This window comes from Pseudomonas germanica (assembly GCF_019614655.1).
Classification (GTDB): domain Bacteria; phylum Pseudomonadota; class Gammaproteobacteria; order Pseudomonadales; family Pseudomonadaceae; genus Aquipseudomonas; species Aquipseudomonas neuropathica.
In genome coordinates this window covers 1,541,242-1,562,568 of the sequence record NZ_CP071586.1, presented here as the reverse complement: position 1 = coordinate 1,562,568, position 21,327 = coordinate 1,541,242, and the positions used below count along the sequence as shown (strand labels likewise).

Genomic DNA, 21,327 nt, shown 5'->3' with positions numbered 1-21,327 from the left:
TTAAGCTTTTCGGGGTATCCCCGGAAAGCGGCGCATTTTATACCACAGGGTGCGCAGAAACGGAACCCGGAATCTGTATTCGCACCAAGGACATGGGCGCAGCCCCCTTGGAATCGGCCCCGAACGCACCATTGTATAGAGAGAAGCGATACACGCGGGCGCTGAATTGCGCCGTGCGTCTGTTAGAATCGCGTTTTTCAGGGTCGCCAATCGAACACTCGCCACCCTATTCGTATCAGCAAGCGCCGCCGAGCGCAGAGAGAGCCTGTATGACCGTCAACCTCAAAACTCCCGAGGACATCGCTGGCATGCGTGTCGCCGGCAAACTGGCCGCCGATGTGCTGGAAATGATTGCCGAACATGTCAAGCCGGGCGTCACCACCGATGAGCTGAACCAGATCTGCCACGACTACATCGTCAACGTGCAGCAAGCCATCCCTGCCCCGCTCAACTACAAGGGCTACCCGAAGTCGATCTGCACCTCGATCAACCACGTGGTCTGCCATGGCATCCCGAACGACAAGCCGCTGAAAAACGGCGACACCCTGAATATCGACGTGACCGTGATCAAAGACGGCTACCACGGCGACACCAGCCGCATGTTCCACGTCGGCGAAGTGCCGGTCTGGGCCGAGCGTCTGTCGCAGATCACCCAGGAATGCATGTACAAGGCGATCGAGATCGTCAAACCCGGCTGCCGCCTCGGCGACATCGGCGAAGTGATCCAGAAGCACGCCGAGAAGAACGGTTTCTCGGTGGTTCGCGAGTTCTGCGGTCACGGCATCGGCAAGGTCTTCCACGAAGAGCCGCAGATTCTCCACTACGGCCGCGCGGGCACCGGCATGGAACTGAAGGCCGGCATGACCTTCACCATCGAGCCGATGATCAACCAGGGCAAGGCCGACACCAAAGTACTGGGCGACGGCTGGACCGCGATCACCAAGGACCGCAAGCTCTCGGCACAGTGGGAACACACCCTGCTGGTCACCGACACCGGCTACGAGATCTTCACTCTGCGCGCCGATGACACCATCCCGCGCGTCTCGGCCTGATCCAGACAACGCTCCCAGCCTTATAGAAGGAAAGCCAATCGATGCCGCAGGTGGATCCCGAACTCTTCGACCGCGGCCAGTTCCAGGCTGAACTGGCCCTGAAAGCGAGTCCTATCGCGGCGTTCAAGAAGGCGATCCGCCAGGCTCGCGAGGTGCTCGACACGCGTTTTCGCAATGGCCGCGACATCCGCCGCCTGATCGAAGACCGTGCCTGGTTCGTCGACAACATCCTGCAAAAGGCCTGGGAGCAGTTCAACTGGAGCGAAGACGCCGACATCGCGCTGGTCGCGGTCGGCGGCTACGGTCGCGGTGAGCTGCACCCGTATTCCGACATCGACTTGCTGATTCTGCTGGACAGCGCCGACCACGAAGTTTTCCGCGACTCCATCGAGCGCTTTCTGACGCTGCTGTGGGACATCGGCCTGGAAGTCGGTCAGAGCGTGCGCTCGGTCGACGAATGCGCCGAAGAGGCCCGCGCTGACCTGACCGTCGTCACCAACCTGATGGAAAGCCGCACCATCTGCGGTCCCGAGCGTCTGCGCCAGCGCATGCTCGATGTCACCAGCACCGCGCACATGTGGCCGGCCAAAGAGTTCTTCCTGGCCAAGCGCGCCGAGCAAAAAGCCCGTCATCACAAATACAACGACACCGAATACAACCTGGAACCCAACGTCAAAGGCTCGCCCGGTGGCCTGCGGGATATCCAGACGATTCTGTGGGTGGCCCGGCGTCAGTACGGCACCCTGAACCTGCGCGCCCTCGCCGGCGAAGGCTTCCTGGTCGAAAGCGAAAACGCCCTGCTCGCCTCCTCTCAGGAATTCCTCTGGAAAGTGCGCTACGCCCTGCACATGCTGGCGGGCCGCTCCGAAGACCGCTTGCTGTTCGATCATCAGCGCACCATCGCCGGGCTGCTCGGCTTTGAAGGCGACGACGCCAAACAGGCCGTCGAAAACTTCATGCAGCAATATTTCCGTGTGGTGATGAGCATTGCCCAGCTCAGCGACCTGATCATCCAGCACTTCGAGGAAGTCATTCTTGCGCCGGAAGACGAAGCTGCGCCGCAGCCGATCAACTCACGCTTCCAGTTGCACGACGGTTATATCGAGGCACGCAACGACAACGTGTTCCGCCGCACGCCATTCGCCATGCTCGAGATCTTCGTGCTGATGGCCCAGCAGCCGGAAATCAAAGGCGTGCGTGCCGACACTATTCGATTGCTGCGGGAAAACCGTCACCTGATCGACGACAACTTCCGCAACGATATTCGCAACACCAGCCTGTTCATCGAGCTGTTCAAGTGCAAGATCGGCATCCACCGCAACCTGCGCCGGATGAACCGTTACGGCATTCTCGGGCGTTATCTGCCCGAATTCGGCTTTATCGTCGGGCAGATGCAGCACGACCTGTTTCACATCTATACGGTCGATGCGCACACGCTGAACCTGATCAAGCACCTGCGCAAATTGCAGTACACCCAGGTCTCGGAGAAATTTCCGCTGGCCGCCAAACTCATGGCCAAACTGCCTAAGCCCGAACTGATCTACATGGCGGGCCTGTACCACGACATCGGTAAAGGCCGGCATGGCGATCACTCGGAGATCGGCGCAGTCGATGCCGAGGCGTTCTGCCAGCGTCATCAGTTACCGGTGTGGGATAGCCGTCTGATTGTCTGGCTGGTGCAGAACCATCTGGTGATGTCGACCACCGCCCAGCGCAAGGACTTGTCCGACCCGCAGGTGATCCACGATTTTGCCTTGGCGGTTGGCGATGAAACCCGCCTCGACTATCTCTACGTGCTGACCGTGGCCGACATCAACGCGACCAACCCGACGCTGTGGAACTCGTGGCGCGCCAGCCTGTTGCGCCAGCTCTACACCGAGACCAAGCGCGCCTTGCGCCGTGGCCTGGAAAACCCGGTGGACCGCGAAGAGCAGATCCGCCAGACCCAAAGCGCCGCGCTGGATATTCTGGTGCGTGGTGGCACCGACCCGGACGACGTCGAGCAGTTGTGGGCGCAATTGGGCGATGACTATTTCCTGCGCCACACCGCCGGCGACGTGGCCTGGCACAGCGATGCGATCCTGCAGCAACCAGTCGATGGCGGGCCGCTCGTGCTGATCAAGGAAACCACCCAGCGCGAGTTCGAGGGCGGCACGCAAATCTTCATTTATGCACCGGACCAGCACGACTTTTTCGCCGTGACCGTGGCGGCGATGGATCAGTTGAACCTGAACATTCACGACGCCCGGGTCATCACTTCGAGCAGCCAGTTCACCCTCGACACCTACATTGTGCTCGACAACGAAGGCGAATCCATCGGCGACAACCCGGCACGGGTCAAGCAGATCCGCGAAGGCCTGACCGAAGCCCTGCGCAACCCAGACGATTACCCGACGATCATCCAGCGCCGCGTGCCGCGCCAGCTCAAGCATTTCGCCTTTGCGCCGCAGGTCACCATCCACAACGATGCGCAGCGTCCGGTGACCGTGCTGGAGTTGACCGCCCCTGATCGCCCGGGCCTGCTGGCACGGATCGGCGGGATTTTCCTCGAGTTCGACCTGTCTCTGCAGAACGCCAAGATTGCGACCCTCGGCGAGCGGGTGGAAGACGTCTTCTTCATCACCGACGCCCACAACCAACCGTTGTCCGACCCGTTGCTGTGCAGCCGTTTGCAGGATGCGATCGTTGAGCAACTGAGCGTCAATCAGGAACCCGATATCAAACTGTCGCGCCTCAGTATTTGATGGCGCCCCGGATTCAAATGGCTTTGCACGAGACCCAGCCCCAATGAACAACGCTCTGAACCAGCTCCAGCCGTACCCGTTCGAAAAGCTCCGCGCCCTGCTCGGCACCGTCACGCCGAACCCGGACAAACGCCCGATCGCCCTGTCGATCGGCGAGCCGAAACATCGCTCGCCAAGCTTTGTCGCCGAAGCGCTGGCCAACAGTCTGGATCAGATGGCCGTCTACCCGACCACCCTCGGTATCCCCGCCCTGCGCGAGGCCATTGCCGGCTGGTGCGAGCGTCGTTTCGGCGTGCCAAGCGGCTGGATCGATCCGGCGCGCAACGTGCTGCCGGTCAATGGCACCCGTGAAGCGCTGTTCGCGTTCACCCAGACCGTAGTCAACCGTGGCGATGATGCGTTGGTGGTCAGCCCGAACCCGTTCTACCAGATCTACGAAGGCGCCGCGTTCCTCGCCGGGGCCAAGCCGCACTACCTGCCGTGCCTGGACGAGAACGGCTTCAACCCGGATTTCGATGCCGTTTCGCCGGACATCTGGAAACGTTGCCAGATCCTGTTCCTCTGCTCGCCGGGCAACCCGACCGGCGCGCTGATCCCGGTCGACGCCCTGAAAAAACTGATCGCTTTGGCCGACGAGTACGACTTCGTGATCGCCGCCGACGAGTGCTACAGCGAGTTGTACTTCGACGAGCAAACGCCGCCGCCGGGCTTGCTGACGGCCTGCGTTGAATTGGGTCGCAAGGACTTCAAACGCTGCGTGGTGTTCCACAGCCTGTCCAAGCGTTCCAACTTGCCAGGCCTGCGCTCCGGCTTTGTGGCGGGCGACGCCGATATCCTCAAAGGCTTCCTGCTGTATCGCACCTACCACGGCTGCGCAATGCCGGTACAAACCCAACTGGCCAGCGTTGCCGCGTGGAACGACGAGGTCCACGTGCGCGCCAACCGCGCTCTGTACCGGGAAAAATTCGATGCCGTGCTGGAAATTCTCAGCCCGGTGATGGACGTGCAGCGTCCGGATGGCAGCTTCTATCTGTGGCCGAACGTGCAAGGTGATGACGCCGCATTCTGCCGCGACCTGTTTGAGCAAGAGCACGTGACCGTGGTGCCGGGTTCGTACCTGTCCCGTGATGTCGATGGCGTCAACCCGGGCGCAGGCCGTGTGCGCATGGCACTGGTTGCCCCCCTGGCCGAATGCGTCGAAGCCGCCGAACGGATTCGCGCCTTCATCACTCGCCAGCAGTAATCATCAAGAGTCCGCACCAGGCATCTGGTGCGGACTCTTGATGGGTTATTTGACCTTCCCCAGATTGGCCTCACTCAAATCCAGATCGGCCAACACTTCTCTGAGGACGTCATCACCTATCTGGTGATGACGACTGAGGCTATAGAGTTCCAGACGCTGTGCCCTGAGCGCTTTCAGGCGCATGCGCCGCTCGAGTAAATCCATCTGAAACGCGAGGGCCTGCGCTTCGGCGGAATCGTTGAAGACATCCAGTTGATGGCGATATTCGGACATGATCCGCGCCTTCAACTCGGCCGACAGCGCAGCCTGAGCAGCGTCCTGCGGGGTGGCTTCCTCGGTCTCCAGCGCATGTATCGCCGCTTCCGCGGTTTTGCGCCAGGCATCGCGCACTTCCTGGCGTCGCTTGTCGTCCGGGCTTTTTTCAATCCCGCGCAACAACAGCGGCAGCGCGATGCATGCCGAAATCAGCGACAGCAGAATCACCCCGGCGGCGATGAAAATCAGCAGATCACGCTCAGGAAACGTATCCGTGCCCATCAACATCGGCACCGACATCACGCCGGCCAGCGTTACTGCACCGCGCACACCGCCGACAGTCAGCAGCCAGCAGGAGCGCGCGGTCGGGACTTGCGTCAGCTCGCCCTTGCCGCGCAAGCGGCGCAACAGCACCGATAAACGCCAGATGCTCTGCACCCAGATAAACCGCAACAAAACCAGCGCAAGAAAAATCGCCACGACATCGAGGCAGCGATAGAACAACGTCGGCCACAACGTCGGCTCGTGACTGACCACGGCTTTGATGATGTCCGGCAATTGCAGGCCGAGCAGGAGGAAAATCAAACCATTGAAAGCGAACTCCAGCAACGACCAGACGCTGCGATTGAGCAATCGGGTGCTGGTCTGCCGTGGCAACAGATCGAGCCAGCTCTGCATCATCCCCGCCGCCACGGCCGAGAGAATGCCCGAGACGCCAAGACGTTCCGCCAGCACATAAGCCGCGAACGGCAGCAACAACATGAACACCACATGAGTCGCCGGATCATCCCAGCCACGGGCAATCATCCACGCCCGCAAGCGCCCGACCAGCCAGCTCAAGGCCACACCGACCGCCAACCCGCCGAGCGCCACCAGGACGAAAGTCAGGCTGGCGTTGGTCAGCGAGAACACGCCTGTGATGGCCGCCACCAGGGCGAACTTGAAGGTCACCAGACCGGAGGCATCGTTCATCAGCGCCTCGCCCTGCAATATATGCATCAACGGGGTCGGCAAGCGGTTTTGCGAAATGGCCGACACCGCCACAGCGTCGGTGGGCGACAACACCGCCGCCAAGGCGAACGCTACCGGCAGTGGAATGGACGGCAACAGCCAATGAATGAAGTACCCGGCGCCGACCACAGTGAACAACACCAGCCCCACCGCCAGCGTGAGGATCGGCCCGCGCAAATGCCAGAACTCGCGCTTGGGCATGCGCCAGCCATCGGAAAACAGCAGGGGCGGCAGGAACAGAAACAGGAACAATTCGGGATCGAGGGCCACATGCAGACCCAAGGTCGGCCAGGCGAGCAAGGCGCCGGCGGCAATCTGGACCAGTGGCAGAGGCAGCGGAATGACCCGCCCGACCAGACGCGAAACGCTAACCAGCATCAGCAGGATCAGGACGGTGTAAGCAGTTTGCATATAGCGGAAATCTCAGACAGTCGACAGCGTTGAACTGCCATATTAGCCGCTTAGGATGCGTCTGACCGTTGCACCTATGTCGCACGCACCAAAGCCAAACCTGTAGGAGCTGCGGCACGCTGCGATCGTTTGATCTTTGAAACAAAATCAAAAGATCGCAGCCTCGTTTCACTCGACAGCTCCTACAGGGATTTATGCAAGGAAATGAAGCCGGGCGCCCGAAACCGTTCGGTCATGGCATAATCCGACACCATTTTTCTCCAGCACCTGTAAAGGGGGCGATTCCTTGACCGTTTCAAGTAAAACGTTGCACCTTTTCGGCATCAAAGCCTGCGACACCATGAAGAAGGCGCGCACCTGGCTCGATGAACACGCTGTCAGCTACGACTTTCACGATTACAAAACCGCCGGCATCGACCGTGAGCACCTGACCCAATGGTGTGACGAACATGGCTGGCAAACGGTGTTGAACCGTGCAGGCACGACCTTTCGCAAACTCGACGACGAACGCAAAGCCGATCTCGACCAGTCGAAAGCCATCGAACTGATGCTCGCTCAACCCTCGATGATCAAGCGCCCGGTGCTCGATCTCGGTGATCGAACCCTGATTGGCTTCAAGCCAGATATCTACGCGGCCGCTCTGAAGTAAGCAGCCCGTCACTCTTTGTAGAGGTGTATTTACATGTCCAATTCCCTGTTCAGCATCGCCTTTGGTGTCGGCACTCAGAACCGTCAAGGCGCGTGGCTGGAAGTGTTCTACGCACAGCCACTGCTCAACCCTTCGGCCGAACTGGTCGCGGCGGTTGCGCCGATCCTCGGTTACACCGATGGCAACCAGGCCATCACCTTCACCACCGCTCAGGCGGCGCAACTGGCTGAAGCCGTGAAAGGCATCGACGCCGTACAAGGCAAGCTGCTGACACGTCTGGCCGAAAGCCACAAGCCGCTGGTCGCCACCCTGCTGGCCGAAGACGCGCAACTGACCTCGACACCTGAGGCTTACCTCAAGCTGCACCTGCTGTCGCACCGTCTGGTCAAGCCGCACGGCGTGAGCCTGGCCGGGATCTTCCCGCTGCTGCCGAACGTAGCGTGGACCAGCCAAGGCGCCATCGACCTGAGCGAACTGGCGGAAATGCAACTGGAAGCCCGTCTGCGTGGCGAGCTGCTGGAAGTGTTCTCGGTGGACAAGTTCCCGAAAATGACCGACTACGTGGTACCGGCTGGCGTGCGCATCGCTGACGCCGCGCGTCTGCGTCTGGGTGCTTACGTGGGCGAAGGCACCACCGTGATGCACGAAGGCTTCATCAACTTCAACGCCGGCACCGAAGGCCCGGGCATGATCGAAGGCCGCGTTTCCGCTGGCGTATTCGTCGGCAAGGGCTCGGACTTGGGCGGCGGTTGCTCGACCATGGGCACCCTGTCGGGCGGCGGCAACATCGTGATCAAGGTCGGCGAAGGCTGCCTGATCGGCGCCAACGCCGGTATCGGTATCCCGTTGGGCGACCGCAACACCGTTGAGTCGGGCCTGTACGTGACGGCCGGTACCAAGGTTGCGCTGCTCGACGAGCACAACAATCTGGTTAAAGTCGTGAAAGCGCGTGAGCTGGCCGGTCAGACTGACCTGCTGTTCCGTCGCAATTCGGAAACTGGTGCAGTGGAGTGCAAAACCCACAAATCGGCGATCGAACTGAACGAAGCGCTGCACGCTCACAACTAAGTGCTTGAATAATCCATTGTAGGAGTGAGCCTGCTCGCGATGCTTTTAGCGCCCTCACGGACGCCATCGCGAGCAGGCTCACTCCTACAGGATTTGGCGTACATCCCGCCCCTCTTCACCAGGGCTAAAAACTGTGATGATTCCCTCCCCGTGGCGTGCCGATTTCCCGGCCATCGCCGCGCTGCAACGGCAAGACCAGACCTATCTGGACAACGCCGCCACCACGCAAAAACCCCAAGCCCTGCTCGACGCACTGACGCATTACTACGCCAATGGCGCAGCCAATGTGCATCGCGCGCAACACTTGCCCGGCGCCCACGCCACGCAGGCTTTCGAGGACAGTCGGCTGAAGGTGGCCCAGTGGCTGAATGCCGGTGACAGCGGGCAGATCATCTTTACTCACGGCGCCACCAGTGCGCTGAACCTCCTGGCGTATGGCCTGGAACATCTTTTCCACCCGGGCGACGAAATTGTCATCAGCGCCCTGGAGCACCACGCCAACCTGCTGCCATGGCAGCAACTGGCACAACGGCGCAATCTGAAGCTGGTGATTCTGCCGCTGGATGCCGACGGCCTGATCGACCTCGCTGCCGCTGTGCATCTGATTGGCCCGCGCACGCGATTGCTGGCAGTCAGTCAGTTGTCCAACGTGCTCGGTTCGTGGCAGCCATTGCCGGCGTTGCTGAGCATGGCCAAGGCGCAGAACGCGCTGACCGTGGTCGATGGCGCGCAAGGCGTGGTGCATGGTCGGCATGACGTGCAGGCGCTGGGTTGCGACTTCTACGTGTTTTCCAGCCACAAGCTGTATGGGCCGGATGGTTTAGGCGTTCTGTTCGGGCTCAATGCAGCGCTTGAACAACTGAAGCCTTGGCAGTTTGGCGGCGAAATGGTGCTGGAAGCCAACTACCACGACGCGCGCTTCCGCCCTGCTCCGCTGGGTTTTGAAGCGGGCACACCGCCGATTGCCAGTGTGATCGGCCTAGGTGCGACGCTGGATTATCTGGCCGGTCTGGATCAGGACGCGGTGTCCGCCCACGAGGCTGCGCTGCATGACTATCTGCTGCGTGGCCTTGCCGCCCGTAACGGCATTCGTTTGCTCGGCAAGCCGCAATTGGCGCTGGCGAGTTTTGTTGTCGAGGGTGTGCATAACGCCGATCTCGCGCATCTTTTGACTGAGCAAGGTATTGCCGTGCGCGCCGGGCATCACTGCGCGATGCCGCTGCTGAAAAGCTTCGAACTGGCTGGGGCGATTCGGGTGTCGCTGGCGCTGTACAACGATTCCGAGGATCTGGAACGCTTCTTTGAAGCGCTGGATCAGGCGCTGGAGTTGTTGCGATGAGTTTGCCGGTTGAGGCCGCCGAGGCGCTGCAGACTTTTCAGAATGCAGCGGGCTGGGAACAACGGGCGCGGTTGTTGATGCAGTTTGGTGATCGTTTGCCGCCACTAAGTGACGCCGACAAGTGTGACGCTAACCGGGTGCATGGCTGTGAGAGTCAGGTCTGGCTGGTTGGTGAACTGCACGACGGTCACTGGCAATTCAGCGCCAGCAGCGATGCACGGATGATTCGTGGGTTGGTGGCGTTGTTGCTGTTGCGGGTTAACGGTTTGTCGGCCACTGAACTGCAGCAGGTTGATTTACCGGACTGGTTCAATCAGCTAGGGCTTTCGCGACAACTATCGCCATCGCGCAGTAATGGCCTCAATGCCGTGCTCCAGCGAATGAATGATCTGGCGCGCTAACTGATCGTTCCCATGCTCTGCGTGGGAATGCCTCATCGGACGCTCCGCGTTCGGCTCTGGATGGGACGCGGAGCGTCCCGGGCTGCATTCCCACGCGGAGCGTGGGAACGATCAAGGCCTCACCGATCAAACCTGAGGTTTGACTCGGTCAGCCGGGCGCCGAACACCCGCGACAATCTTGTCCACAGCCTTGGTCGCCGCAACCATGCCGAACGTCGCTGTGACCATCATCACCGCACCAAACCCGCCGGCGCAGTCGAGCTTCACGCCATCGCCGACAAAACTCTTCTGCAAACAAATACTGCCATCCGGTTTCGGGTAGCGCAGCTGTTCCGTGGAAAACACACACGGCACACTGTAATGGCGGGTCACGGTGCGCGAAAAACCATAATCACGACGCAACGTCGAACGCACTTTCGAGGCCAACGGGTCGTTGAACGTGCGGTTGAGATCGCACACCTGAATCAGCGTCGGATCGATCTGCCCGCCCGCACCGCCGGTAGTGATGATCTGGATCTTGCGGCGCTTGCACCAGGCAATCAGCGCAGCCTTGGCGTTGACCGCGTCAATGCAGTCGATCACACAGTCGATGTTCGGCGTGATGTATTCGGCCATGGTCTCGCGGGTGACAAAATCCGCCACAGCGTGCACGGTGCAATCCGGGTTGATCCCGCGCAGACGCTCGGCCATCACTTCGACCTTGGGCTTGCCGACGGTGCTGTCCAGCGCGTGCAACTGGCGGTTGGCGTTGCTGACGCAAACGTCATCAAGGTCGAACAGCGAAATCTCGCCGACGCCACAACGGGCCATGGCTTCCGCCGCCCAGGAACCGACGCCACCGACGCCGACAATCGCCACATGGGCCGCGCGCAAGCGCTCCATGCCTTCGATGCCATACAAACGGGCGATGCCTGCAAACCGCGGATCTTCTGTACTCATGACCATTACCCCAAAAACCGGCGCGCATTATAGGGCTACACAGCGACAAGTTTTAAGCTTCGAACTACAAGTGTAAGAACTTAAGTCAAAGTCGGCTGCCCAATGTCGGGCATTTCCCTGTCTGATGTACGACTTGCGAACTGCCGGTGTAGGATGCGCGCCCCTCGGGCGTATAGCCGACCGATCCTCCGTTCCACAGCCTTTGGAACCCGAAATAGCTATGTCATCGCGTAAATTTGGACTCAACCTGGTGGTGGTTCTGGCAATCGCCGCCCTGTTCACCGGTTTCTGGGCGCTGATCAATCGCCCGGTTTCCGCGCCGAACTGGCCGGAGCAGATCTCCGGTTTCTCCTATTCGCCGTTCCAGCAGGGACAATATCCGCAAAAAGATCAGTACCCGACTGACGACGAAATGCGCCGCGACCTGGAGATCATGAGCAAGCTGACGGACAACATCCGCATCTACTCGGTCGACGGCTCGCTGCAAGACATCCCGAAACTGGCTGAAGAATTCGGCCTGCGCGTGACATTGGGGATCTGGATCAGCCCCGATCAGGAACGCAACGAACGGGAAATCACCCGCGCCATCGAACTGGCCAATACTTCACGCAGCGTGGTTCGCGTGGTGGTCGGTAACGAAGCGATCTTCCGCAAGGAAATCACCGCCCAAGAGCTGAGCGTATTGCTCGATCGCGTGCGCGCGGCGGTGAAAGTGCCGGTGACCACCTCCGAGCAATGGCACGTCTGGGAAGAACACCCGGAACTGGCCAAGCACGTTGACCTGATCGCTGCGCACGTTCTGCCGTACTGGGAATTCATCCCGGTCGACAAGGCCGGGCAGTTCGTTTTCGACCGCGCCCGCGATCTGAAAAAGATGTTCCCGAAAAAACCGCTGCTGCTCTCCGAAGTCGGCTGGCCGAGCAACGGTCGCATGCGCGGTGGCGCCGATGCGTCGCCGGCGGATCAGGCGATCTACCTGCGCACACTGGTCAACAAGCTCAACCGCCAAGGCTTCAACTACTTCGTGATCGAAGCGTTTGACCAGCCGTGGAAGGCCAGCGACGAAGGCTCGGTCGGCGCGTACTGGGGCGTGTTCAACGCTGCGCGTCAGCAGAAATTCAACTTCGAAGGCCCGGTGGTCGCGATCCCGCAATGGCGAGTGCTGGCAGTCGGTTCGGTGGTATTGGCGTTGCTGTCGCTGACCCTGCTGATGATCGACGGCTCGGCGCTGCGTCAGCGTGGGCGGATCTTCCTGACCTTTATCGCCTTCCTCTGTGGTTCGGTGCTGGTGTGGATCGGTTACGACTACAGCCTGCAATACAGCACGTGGTTCAGTTTGACGGTCGGCTTCCTCTTGGCACTGGGTGCGCTCGGAGTGTTTATCGTCTTGCTGACGGAAGCCCATGAACTGGCCGAAGCGGTGTGGATTCACAAGCGGCGGCGTGAGTTCCTGCCGGTCGAGGGCGACTCCAGCTATCGCCCGAAAGTCTCGATCCATGTGCCGTGCTACAACGAGCCGCCGGACATGGTCAAACAGACCCTCGACGCCCTCGCCGCCCTCGATTATCCGGACTACGAAGTCCTGATCATCGACAACAACACCAAGGACCCGGCGGTGTGGGAACCGGTGCGCGATTACTGCGCAACCCTCGGCCCGCGCTTCAAGTTCTTCCACGTCTCGCCCCTGGCCGGTTTCAAGGGTGGCGCGCTGAACTACCTGATTCCGCACACCGCCAAGGATGCCGAAGTGATCGCGGTGATCGACTCCGATTACTGCGTGCATCCGAACTGGCTCAAGCACATGGTGCCGCACTTCGCTGACCCGAAAATCGCCGTGGTGCAGTCGCCGCAGGATTACCGCGACCAGAACGAAAGCACCTTCAAGAAGCTCTGCTACGCCGAATACAAAGGCTTCTTCCATATCGGCATGGTCACTCGTAACGACCGTGACGCAATCATCCAGCACGGCACCATGACCATGACCCGCCGCTCGGTGCTGGAAGAATTGGGCTGGGCCGACTGGTGCATCTGTGAAGACGCCGAACTCGGTCTGCGCGTGTTCGAAAAAGGCTTGTCGGCGGCGTATTACCACGACAGCTACGGCAAGGGCCTGATGCCGGATACGTTTATCGACTTCAAGAAACAGCGTTTCCGCTGGGCCTACGGTGCGATTCAGATCATCAAACGCCACACCGGCAGTCTGCTGCGTGGCAAGGACACCGAGCTGACCCGTGGCCAGCGTTACCACTTCCTCGCGGGCTGGTTGCCGTGGGTCGCGGACGGCATGAACATCTTCTTCACCGTCGGCGCGCTGTTGTGGTCGGCGGCAATGATCATCGTGCCGCAACGGGTCGATCCGCCGCTGCTGATCTTCGCGATCCCGCCACTGGCGCTGTTCGTGTTCAAGGTCGGCAAGATCATCTTCCTCTACCGTCGCGCGGTCGGCGTGAACCTGAAAGATGCGTTTTGCGCGGCACTGGCCGGGCTGGCGTTGTCGCACACCATCGCCAAAGCGGTGCTGTATGGCTTTTTCACCAGCAGCATTCCGTTCATACGCACGCCAAAAAACGCTGACAGCCACGGCTTCTGGGTGGCAATTTCCGAGGCACGGGAAGAGCTGTTCATCATGCTGCTGTTGTGGGGCGCGGCGCTGGGGATCTTCCTGGTCAACGGCATGCCGAGCAACGACATGCGTTTCTGGGTGGTGATGTTGCTGGTGCAGTCGCTGCCGTATCTGGCGGCGCTGATCATGGCGTTCCTGTCGTCGCTGCCTAAACCGGCCACTGCGCCTGAGCCGGCAACAGCATAATCAGTAACGGATACGTCAAACGGCGGCCTTCGGGCCGCCGTTTTGCTTTAGAATGACCGCCTTTTTCAATGCCAACAAACTCGGTAGGAGCTGCCGAAGGCTGCGATCTTTTGATCTTGCTGTTGATTTTAAAAAACAAAATCAAAAGATCGCAGCCTGCGGCAGCTCCTACAGGTTTACCGTGCGCACCCGGAGTTATTACATGACGGCCCACGCCGACCTTTCGCCGACCCTCCAACTCGCCATCGACCTGATCCGCCGTCCGTCCGTGACGCCGGTCGACGCCGATTGCCAGAAGCAGATGATGCAGCGCCTGGGCGATGCCGGTTTCAGCCTCGAGCCGATGCGCATCGAAGATGTGGATAACTTCTGGGCGACCCACGGCAACAACGACGGCCCGGTGCTGTGCTTCGCCGGCCACACCGACGTGGTGCCGACCGGCCCGGTCACGGCGTGGCAGATCGACCCGTTCAACGCGCTGATCGACGAACACGGCATGCTCTGCGGCCGTGGCGCGGCGGACATGAAAGGCAGCCTGGCGTCGATGACCGTCGCCACCGAGCGCTTTGTCGCTGACTACCCGAACCACAAGGGCAAGGTCGCGTTCCTGATCACCAGCGACGAAGAAGGCCCGGCGCACCACGGCACCAAGGCTGTGGTCGAGCGTCTGGCAGCACGCAACGAGCGTCTGGACTGGTGCATCGTCGGCGAACCGTCGAGCACCACTTTGGTTGGCGACGTGGTGAAAAACGGCCGTCGCGGCTCGCTCGGTGCCAAGCTCACCGTCAAAGGCATTCAGGGCCACGTAGCCTATCCGCACCTGGCGAAGAACCCGATCCACCTCGCTGCTCCGGCGCTGGCCGAACTGGCCGCCGAGCACTGGGATCATGGCAACGATTTCTTCCCGCCGACCAGTTTCCAGATCTCCAACGTCAATTCCGGCACTGGCGCGACCAACGTGATTCCGGGTGATCTGGTGGCGGTGTTCAACTTCCGCTTCTCCACCGAATCGACCGTCGAAGGCCTGCAGAAACGCGTGGCCGATATTCTCGACAAGCACGATCTGGACTGGCACATCGACTGGGCACTGTCCGGCCTGCCGTTCCTCACCGAACCAGGCGCACTGCTCGACGCGGTGTCGGCGAGCATCAAGGACATCACCGGTCGCGAGACTAAAGCGTCCACCAGCGGCGGAACGTCCGACGGCCGTTTCATCGCGACCATGGGCACGCAAGTGGTTGAACTGGGCCCGGTCAACGCGACCATCCACCAGGTCAACGAACGCGTACTGGCAGCCGATCTCGACGTACTGACCGAGATCTACTACCAGACCCTGATCAAGTTGCTCGCCTGATGCTCGCTTGCCCCATCTGCAGTGAACCGCTGAATGCGGTGGACAACGGCGTGGTCTGCCCCGCCGACCATCGCTTCGACCGTGCGCGCCAGGGTTACCTGAACCTGTTGCCGGTGCAGCACAAAAACAGCCGCGACCCTGGCGACAACCAGGCCATGGTCGAAGCACGCCGGGACTTCTTGAACGCAGGGCATTACGCGCCGGTGGCCAAGCGTCTGGCCGAGCTGGCGGCGAGTTATGCGCCAGATCGCTGGGTCGATATCGGTTGTGGCGAGGGTTACTACACCGCGCAGATCGCCGAGGCCTTACCGAACGCTGACGGCTACGCACTGGACATTTCCCGCGAAGCGGTCAAACGTGCCTGCAAGCGTAATCCGGCGATCACTTGGTTGATCGCCAGCATGGCCCGCGTGCCGTTGGCGTCGGGCAGTTGCCAGTTTCTCGCCAGCGTTTTCAGTCCTCTGGACTGGGAAGAAGCCAAGCGGCTGCTCAGTGTCGGCGGCGGTCTGATGAAAGTCGGCCCGACCAGCGGCCACCTGATGGAGTTGCGCGAACGTCTTTATGACGAAGTGCGCGAATACACCGACGACAAGCATCTGGCCCTGGTGCCGGAAGGCATGACGCTGGCGCACAGTGAAACCCTGGAATTCAAGCTGACGCTGGAAAAGCCTGAGGATCGCGCCAACCTGTTGGCGATGACACCCCACGGCTGGCGCGCCAGTGCCGAGCGTCGTGCCGCGGTGATCGAACAGGCTGAGCCGTTCGTGACCACCGTGTCGATGCGCTACGATTATTTCGTTCTTCAATAACTTTTGGTCTCGGGCGAGTGCCCGGGGCCGGCTAAATCCGCGAATGGATTTTTCAGACCCGCAGTGAGGACATCCATGCGCCAACCGGACATCGAGATTTACCTGAAAGACGCCGACGTCGACCACAAGGCCATTTCGGCCTGGCTGGGCGAAGCGTTGGGCCCGTGCAGTGACTGGGTACAGAAAGGCCAGACCTACAAATGCACGGCCGGCAACGTGCCGGTGACCTGGCTGCCGAAAGCCGTGGGCAAGTGGAACAGCCTGTACCTCGAAAGCGACCAGACCCCATGGGACGACGACATCGCCTGCGCCCGCGCCGCGTTTGCTGCGCTGAACGTCGAAGTGCGTTGCGCGCCGGGGACGTGGGTTGAAGAGGAAGGTGAAGAGACGGCGGATCGCTGGATGCGCATCAGCGAAGACGGTGAAGAAGAAATCACCTGGAAAACCGCTTAAAAGCAAAAGATCGTCCGATCGCGGCCCGAGCCTTCGGCAGCTCCTAAAGGGCTATGTGTACAGCTGTAGGAGCTGCCGAAGGCTGCGATCTTTGATCGTTCCCACGCTCCGCGTGGGAATGCAGTCCGGGACGCTCTGCGTCCCAAAGCGAACGCGGAGCGTCCGTTGAGGCATTCCCACGCAGAGCGTGGGAACGATCATTACAGGCCTACAACATCCTCAGCCTGCAACCCCTTCTCGCCAGTAATCACTGCGTATTCAACCTGCTGGCCTTCAGTCAGCGACCGATGCCCTTCGCCGCGAATCGCGCGGTAGTGCACGAACACGTCCACCCCGTCTTCGCGCTGGATAAAGCCGTAGCCCTTGGCGTCGTTGAACCACTTCACGTTGCCGGTTTCGCGTGTTGCCATCTGTTCATACTCCTTTTTTATTATTGGACAGGCTTTTCGCAGGAAAGCCTTTGCGGAACGTCAGCCTGCGTCCGACGTCCATAAAAGGCCCCCGGCGACAGACCGCCGAGTATATGACAGGTGCGGAAAGTCTCAACAGGAGATTACTTCGCCGCTTTTTTGCCGATTTTCGGTGAATACGGCAAACTGTCGCCCTCCCGAGCAACCGCTCGGTTTATCCACTCACGCAGAAGCCGTATGACCCGTTCCCCGTTCCGCCGTCTAGTGTTTGGCACCTTGCGCCGACTGTTGTACCTCTGGGTTCGCTCGGAGACGATCAACCAGTCGTCGCTCACCCTCAACCTCGACCGCAGTCGTCCGGTGTTCTACGTCCTGCAAAACCCTTCGCTGACCGATCTGGCCGTGGTCGATACCGAGTGCACCAAGGCCGGCCTGCCGCGTCCGGTGCTGCCGGTGTCGGTGGGTTCGCTGATCGAACCGGCGGCGTTTTTCTACCTGACGCCGGATCCGGACTGGCTCGGTCGCCAGGACAAGCGCGGCGCACCGCCGACCCTGACTCGCCTTGTCAGCGCACTGACGCAGAACGCTGCTGAAGACGCGCAGATCATTCCGGTCAGCGTGTTCTGGGGCCAGTCGCCGGACAGCGAAAACAGTCCTTGGAAATTGTTGTTCGCCGACAGCTGGGCGGTCACCGGGCGTTTACGTCGGCTGCTGAGCATCATCGTCCTCGGGCGCAAAACCCGCGTGCAGTTCTCCGCACCGATTCACCTGCGCGAGCTGATCGAGCACAACAAGGGCCACGAACGCACCGTGCGCATGGCCCAGCGCATCCTGCGCGTACACTTCCGTAACCTGAAAGCAGCGGTCATCGGCCCGGACATTTCGCACCGTCGCAACCTGGTCAAAGGCCTGCTCAACCAGCCATTGGTCAAGCAAGCAATCCTCGACGAAGCCGAGCGCGAAAACATCTCCGCGGAAAAAGCCAAGGCCCAGGCCTTGCGCTACGGCAACGAGATCGCCTCGGACTACACCTACACGGCGATCCGCTTCCTTGAAGTGGTGTTGAGCTGGTTCTGGAACAAGATCTACGACGGTATCAAGGTCAACCACATCGAAGGCGTGCAGAAGGTCGCCCAAGGTCACGAAGTGATCTACGTGCCGTGCCACCGCAGCCACATCGACTACCTGCTGCTCTCGTATTTGCTGTTTCGCAACGGCCTGACCCCGCCGCACATCGCCGCCGGGATCAACCTGAACATGCCGGTGATCGGCAGCCTGCTGCGCCGTGGCGGTGCGTTCTTCATGCGCCGCACGTTCAAGGGCAATCCGCTGTACACCTCGGTGTTCAACGAATATCTGCACACGCTGTTCACCAAAGGCTTCCCGGTCGAGTACTTCGTCGAGGGCGGCCGCTCGCGCACCGGGCGCATGCTGCAACCGAAAACCGGCATGCTCGCGATCACCATGCGCAGCTTCCTGCGTTCGTCGCGCATGCCGATCGTGTTTGTGCCGGTGTACATCGGCTATGAGCGCGTGCTGGAGGGTCGCACCTACCTCGGCGAATTGCGTGGCGCGAGCAAGAAGAAAGAATCGATCTTCGACATTTTCAAAGTCATCGGCGCGCTCAAGCAGCGTTTCGGTCAGGTCGCCGTCAACTTCGGTGAGCCGATCAAACTCGCAGAATTCCTCGACGCCGAGCAACCGGACTGGCGCCAGCAGGAACTCGGCCCGCAGTACAAACCAGCGTGGCTCAACGAAACCACCAATCGCCTCGGCGAAAAAGTCGCGCAGCATTTGAACGAAGCGGCGGCGATCAACCCGGTCAACCTGGTGGCGCTGGCGCTGCTGTCGACCACACGTCTGGCGCTGGACGATCGCGCCATGGCGCGAGTACTGGATCTGTACCTGGCGCTGCTGCGCAAAGTCCCGTATTCGCCGCACACCACGCTGCCGGAAGGCGACGGCCGTGCGCTGATCGAGCATGTGAAAGACATGGACCTGCTCGCCGAGCAGAACGATGCCTTGGGCAAAATTCTCTATCTGGACGAGCAGAATGCCGTCCTGATGACTTACTACCGCAACAACGTGCTGCACATCTTCGCGTTGCCTGCACTGCTGGCGAGCTTCTTCCAGAGCGCTTCGCGCATGAGCCGCGAACAGATCCTGCGCTACACCCGCGCGCTGTATCCGTACCTGCAATCGGAGCTGTTCATTCGCTGGACGCTGGACGAACTGGACGGTGTGGTCGATCAGTGGCTGGAAGCGTTCGTCGAACAAGGTCTGTTGCGTTTCGAGAAAGACGTCTATCTGCGTCCGGCGCCAAGTTCGCGGCATTTCGTGCTGCTGACGCTGCTGTCGAAGAGCATCGCCCAGACCTTGCAGCGTTTCTACATGACCGTGTCCTTGCTGCTCAACAGCGGCCAGAACAGCATCAGCGCCGAAGAGCTGGAAGATCTCTGCACGGTCATGGCCCAGCGCCTGTCGATCCTCCACGGCCTCAACGCCCCGGAGTTCTTCGACAAGAGCCTGTTCCGTCACTTCATCCAGACAATGCTCGACCTCGACGTGCTGCGCCGCGACGAGGCCGGCAAACTGAGTTATCACGAACTGCTTGGCGAGCTCGCCGAAGGTGCAGCCAAACGCGTATTGCCGGCGGAAATTCGCTTGTCGATTCGCCAGGTCGCGCTGCATCGCAGTGAGGATGCTGCCGATCAGGTCGTCGCCCAACCCGAGACCTGATGCAAACCTGGTGGGAGTGAGTTTGCTCGCGAAGACGGAGTGTCAGACAACTGAAATGTTGAATGCTAAACCGCTATCGCGAGCAGGCTCGCTCCTACAATTGAATGGAGAACACCATGAAAAAACTGACTCTGCTCGCCGCCGCTACACTGCTCAGCGCCTGCCAGTCGACCACACCTGCCGGCAAGGTAGGCCTCGACGGTGAAGTGTTCTACCTGCAGCGCATCGCCCTGCCTCCGAGCGCGACCCTCAGCGTCAGCCTGCAAGACGTTTCGTTGGCCGATGCGCCAGCCGTAGTACTGGACGAGCAAAAAGGTCCGGTCAAAGGCCAGGTGCCACTGCCCTTCCACTTGAGCTACGATCCAGCGCAGATCAAACCTGGCCACCGTTACTCGGTCAGCGCGCGCATTGAAGTCAACGGTGAGTTGATGTTCATCACCACCGAAAACCACGCCGTGCAACTCGACGGCAACGACCCGCAGCCGCTGAAAATCCGAGTCGACGCCGTTCGTTAATTCATTTTCCGCAACCCTTTTCCGCAACAAGGAAGCCGCCATGCTCCGCCCTACCCTTCGCTTCGCTGGCCTGTGCGCAGGCCTGATGATCTCCGCCAGCGCGCTGGCCCTGTCGCTCAGTGACCTGTCGCAAAAAGACGCCACCGGCGGCCTCAAGGATGCCCTGACCCAAGGCGCGCAAATCGCCGTCAAGCAACTGGGTACACCCGGCGGCTTCAGCAACAACCCCGACGTGAAGATCGAGCTGCCGGGCAAACTCGGCAAGGCCGCGAGCAAGATGAAAGCCTTCGGCATGGGCGCTCAGGTTGAAGAACTGGAAACCGCGATGAACAAAGCGGCGGAAAGCGCTGTAACTCAAGCCCAGCCCATCCTCGTCGACGCCGTGAAGAAAATGAGCGTGGCAGACGCCAAAGGCATCCTCAGCGGCGGCAAGGACTCGGCCACGCAATACCTCGACAAATCCAGCCGCGAACAGATCCGCGCCAAGTTCCTGCCGATCGTCAAACAGGCGACCGACAAGGTTGGCGTAGCACAGAAGTACAACTCGTTCGCTGGTCAGGCTGCTGCGTTTGGCGTTGTCGATGCGAAGAGCGCCAACGTTGAAAACTACGTGACCGAGCAAGCGCTGAATGGCTTGTTCGAGATGATCGGCAAACAGGAAGAAACCATCCGCCAGAACCCGGCCGCTGCGGCGACCAGTCTGGCGAAGAAGGTGTTCGGCACGTTGTAATGTGCTGAACGACAAAAAGCCCGCTGACCTTTACCGGTTCAGCGGGCTTTTTTGTGGGCGTCAGTTTTGCGGATCGACTTGATCGAGGACGCGATTCACCGACAGCTCAGCGAGGGAAATCATCTGCTGAATACCCAGAAGCTGACTACACGTCGGGCCATTCAGGGTGAACGCCAGTTCGCTGGCCATGATGTTGGCTGAGGCCAGAGTTTCACAGGCGTGAGCGAGTAATGTTTCGGAATCGACTTCGGGAAGGACGGTAAAAATTGTGCTGGGATGGCTGACGGGTTTGGGGGGATTGGGAGTGGTTTTGAACATGGCGAAATCTCCTGAAGTAGTGGAGCCGCCACCGTTCGCTGCGAAACGAAAGTTAGGTGGCAGCTGTACGCAGGTTCG

Annotated in this window: 18 protein-coding genes; 14 read left to right on the top strand and 4 right to left on the bottom strand. The window is 60.4% G+C overall.

All coding sequences use genetic code 11. The features are described from left to right. Nucleotides 1-269: 269 nt before the first annotated feature. Genes map through dapC form a run of 3 tightly spaced genes read left to right on the top strand, consistent with a single transcriptional unit; the run spans nucleotide 270 to nucleotide 5,039 of the window. Nucleotides 270-1,052, top strand: coding sequence for a type I methionyl aminopeptidase (gene map, locus J0G10_RS06770; protein ID WP_007908857.1), 783 nt, complete (start codon nucleotides 270-272; stop codon nucleotides 1,050-1,052). Nucleotides 1,053-1,093: 41 nt separating this feature from the next. Next, on the top strand, nucleotides 1,094-3,796 hold the full coding sequence (locus J0G10_RS06765; RefSeq protein ID WP_093436598.1) for a [protein-PII] uridylyltransferase: 2,703 nt from the start codon (nucleotides 1,094-1,096) through the stop codon (nucleotides 3,794-3,796). A gap of 43 nt (nucleotides 3,797-3,839) precedes the next feature. Continuing rightward, entirely contained in the window at nucleotides 3,840-5,039 is a 1,200-nt protein-coding gene (gene dapC, locus J0G10_RS06760; RefSeq protein WP_095126487.1) for a succinyldiaminopimelate transaminase, read from the top strand. 45 nt (nucleotides 5,040-5,084) lie between these two features. Here the strand turns inward: dapC and J0G10_RS06755 are convergent, their stop codons facing one another. Beyond that, nucleotides 5,085-6,716 carry a Na+/H+ antiporter gene (locus J0G10_RS06755; protein ID WP_220558162.1) on the bottom strand — a complete coding sequence of 544 codons (1,632 nt, stop codon included), beginning with the start codon at nucleotides 6,714-6,716 and terminating at the stop codon, nucleotides 5,085-5,087. Nucleotides 6,717-7,002: 286 nt separating this feature from the next. Between J0G10_RS06755 and J0G10_RS06750 the strand changes: the two genes are divergently transcribed. The 4 genes from J0G10_RS06750 to J0G10_RS06735 all read left to right on the top strand — a co-directional run bounded on the left by J0G10_RS06750 (nucleotide 7,003) and on the right by J0G10_RS06735 (nucleotide 10,173). Then, nucleotides 7,003-7,365: an ArsC family reductase gene (locus J0G10_RS06750; RefSeq protein ID WP_003222107.1), complete on the top strand. Its 363-nt coding sequence runs from the start codon at nucleotides 7,003-7,005 to the stop codon at nucleotides 7,363-7,365. 33 nt (nucleotides 7,366-7,398) lie between these two features. Beyond that, nucleotides 7,399-8,433, top strand: a complete 1,035-nt coding sequence (gene dapD, locus J0G10_RS06745; RefSeq protein ID WP_095050395.1) for a 2,3,4,5-tetrahydropyridine-2,6-dicarboxylate N-succinyltransferase — start codon at nucleotides 7,399-7,401, stop codon at nucleotides 8,431-8,433. Between the two features lie 133 nt (nucleotides 8,434-8,566). Continuing rightward, on the top strand, nucleotides 8,567-9,772 hold the full coding sequence (locus J0G10_RS06740) for an aminotransferase class V-fold PLP-dependent enzyme (RefSeq protein ID WP_220558160.1): 1,206 nt from the start codon (nucleotides 8,567-8,569) through the stop codon (nucleotides 9,770-9,772). After that, a complete protein-coding gene (locus J0G10_RS06735) occupies nucleotides 9,769-10,173 on the top strand; it encodes a SufE family protein (RefSeq protein WP_095050393.1) in 405 nt (134 codons plus the stop codon). Before J0G10_RS06740 ends, J0G10_RS06735 begins: the two co-directional genes overlap by 4 nt. A gap of 126 nt (nucleotides 10,174-10,299) precedes the next feature. On the opposite strand, the gene tcdA is transcribed toward J0G10_RS06735, so the two are convergent. Then, nucleotides 10,300-11,118, bottom strand: coding sequence for a tRNA cyclic N6-threonylcarbamoyladenosine(37) synthase TcdA (gene tcdA, locus J0G10_RS06730; RefSeq protein ID WP_095050392.1), 819 nt, complete (start codon nucleotides 11,116-11,118; stop codon nucleotides 10,300-10,302). A gap of 214 nt (nucleotides 11,119-11,332) precedes the next feature. Here tcdA and J0G10_RS06725 point away from each other — a divergent pair, with 214 nt between their 5' ends. From J0G10_RS06725 to J0G10_RS06710, 4 genes are all read left to right on the top strand, one after another. Further along, nucleotides 11,333-13,921 carry a glycosyltransferase gene (locus J0G10_RS06725; protein ID WP_220558153.1) on the top strand — a complete coding sequence of 863 codons (2,589 nt, stop codon included), beginning with the start codon at nucleotides 11,333-11,335 and terminating at the stop codon, nucleotides 13,919-13,921. 202 nt (nucleotides 13,922-14,123) lie between these two features. Next, nucleotides 14,124-15,275, top strand: a complete 1,152-nt coding sequence (gene dapE / locus J0G10_RS06720) for a succinyl-diaminopimelate desuccinylase (RefSeq protein WP_220558151.1) — start codon at nucleotides 14,124-14,126, stop codon at nucleotides 15,273-15,275. Further along, nucleotides 15,275-16,084 carry a putative RNA methyltransferase gene (locus J0G10_RS06715; RefSeq protein WP_220558149.1) on the top strand — a complete coding sequence of 270 codons (810 nt, stop codon included), beginning with the start codon at nucleotides 15,275-15,277 and terminating at the stop codon, nucleotides 16,082-16,084. The genes dapE and J0G10_RS06715 overlap by 1 nt, the downstream gene beginning before the upstream one ends. A 75-nt stretch (nucleotides 16,085-16,159) precedes the next feature. Further along, on the top strand, nucleotides 16,160-16,537 hold the full coding sequence (locus J0G10_RS06710) for a hypothetical protein (RefSeq protein ID WP_220558148.1): 378 nt from the start codon (nucleotides 16,160-16,162) through the stop codon (nucleotides 16,535-16,537). 200 nt (nucleotides 16,538-16,737) lie between these two features. On the opposite strand, the gene J0G10_RS06705 is transcribed toward J0G10_RS06710, so the two are convergent. Next, entirely contained in the window at nucleotides 16,738-16,947 is a 210-nt protein-coding gene (locus J0G10_RS06705; protein WP_007908870.1) for a cold-shock protein, read from the bottom strand. A gap of 237 nt (nucleotides 16,948-17,184) precedes the next feature. On the opposite strand from J0G10_RS06705, the gene plsB reads away from it, so the two are divergent. The 3 genes from plsB to J0G10_RS06690 all read left to right on the top strand — a co-directional run bounded on the left by plsB (nucleotide 17,185) and on the right by J0G10_RS06690 (nucleotide 20,931). After that, nucleotides 17,185-19,686: a glycerol-3-phosphate 1-O-acyltransferase PlsB gene (gene plsB, locus J0G10_RS06700; RefSeq protein WP_095050388.1), complete on the top strand. Its 2,502-nt coding sequence runs from the start codon at nucleotides 17,185-17,187 to the stop codon at nucleotides 19,684-19,686. Between the two features lie 116 nt (nucleotides 19,687-19,802). Then, the gene (locus tag J0G10_RS06695; RefSeq protein ID WP_093436640.1) at nucleotides 19,803-20,201 is read left to right on the top strand and encodes a YbaY family lipoprotein; all 399 of its coding nucleotides are present in this window, start codon (nucleotides 19,803-19,805) and stop codon (nucleotides 20,199-20,201) included. A 40-nt stretch (nucleotides 20,202-20,241) separates the two neighbouring features. Further along, the gene (locus tag J0G10_RS06690) at nucleotides 20,242-20,931 is read left to right on the top strand and encodes a DUF4197 domain-containing protein (RefSeq protein ID WP_007908873.1); all 690 of its coding nucleotides are present in this window, start codon (nucleotides 20,242-20,244) and stop codon (nucleotides 20,929-20,931) included. Nucleotides 20,932-20,991: 60 nt separating this feature from the next. Here J0G10_RS06690 and J0G10_RS06685 read toward each other — a convergent pair whose 3' ends face one another. Further along, nucleotides 20,992-21,249 carry a DUF6124 family protein gene (locus tag J0G10_RS06685; protein ID WP_160038485.1) on the bottom strand — a complete coding sequence of 86 codons (258 nt, stop codon included), beginning with the start codon at nucleotides 21,247-21,249 and terminating at the stop codon, nucleotides 20,992-20,994. Nucleotides 21,250-21,327 lie beyond the last annotated feature (78 nt).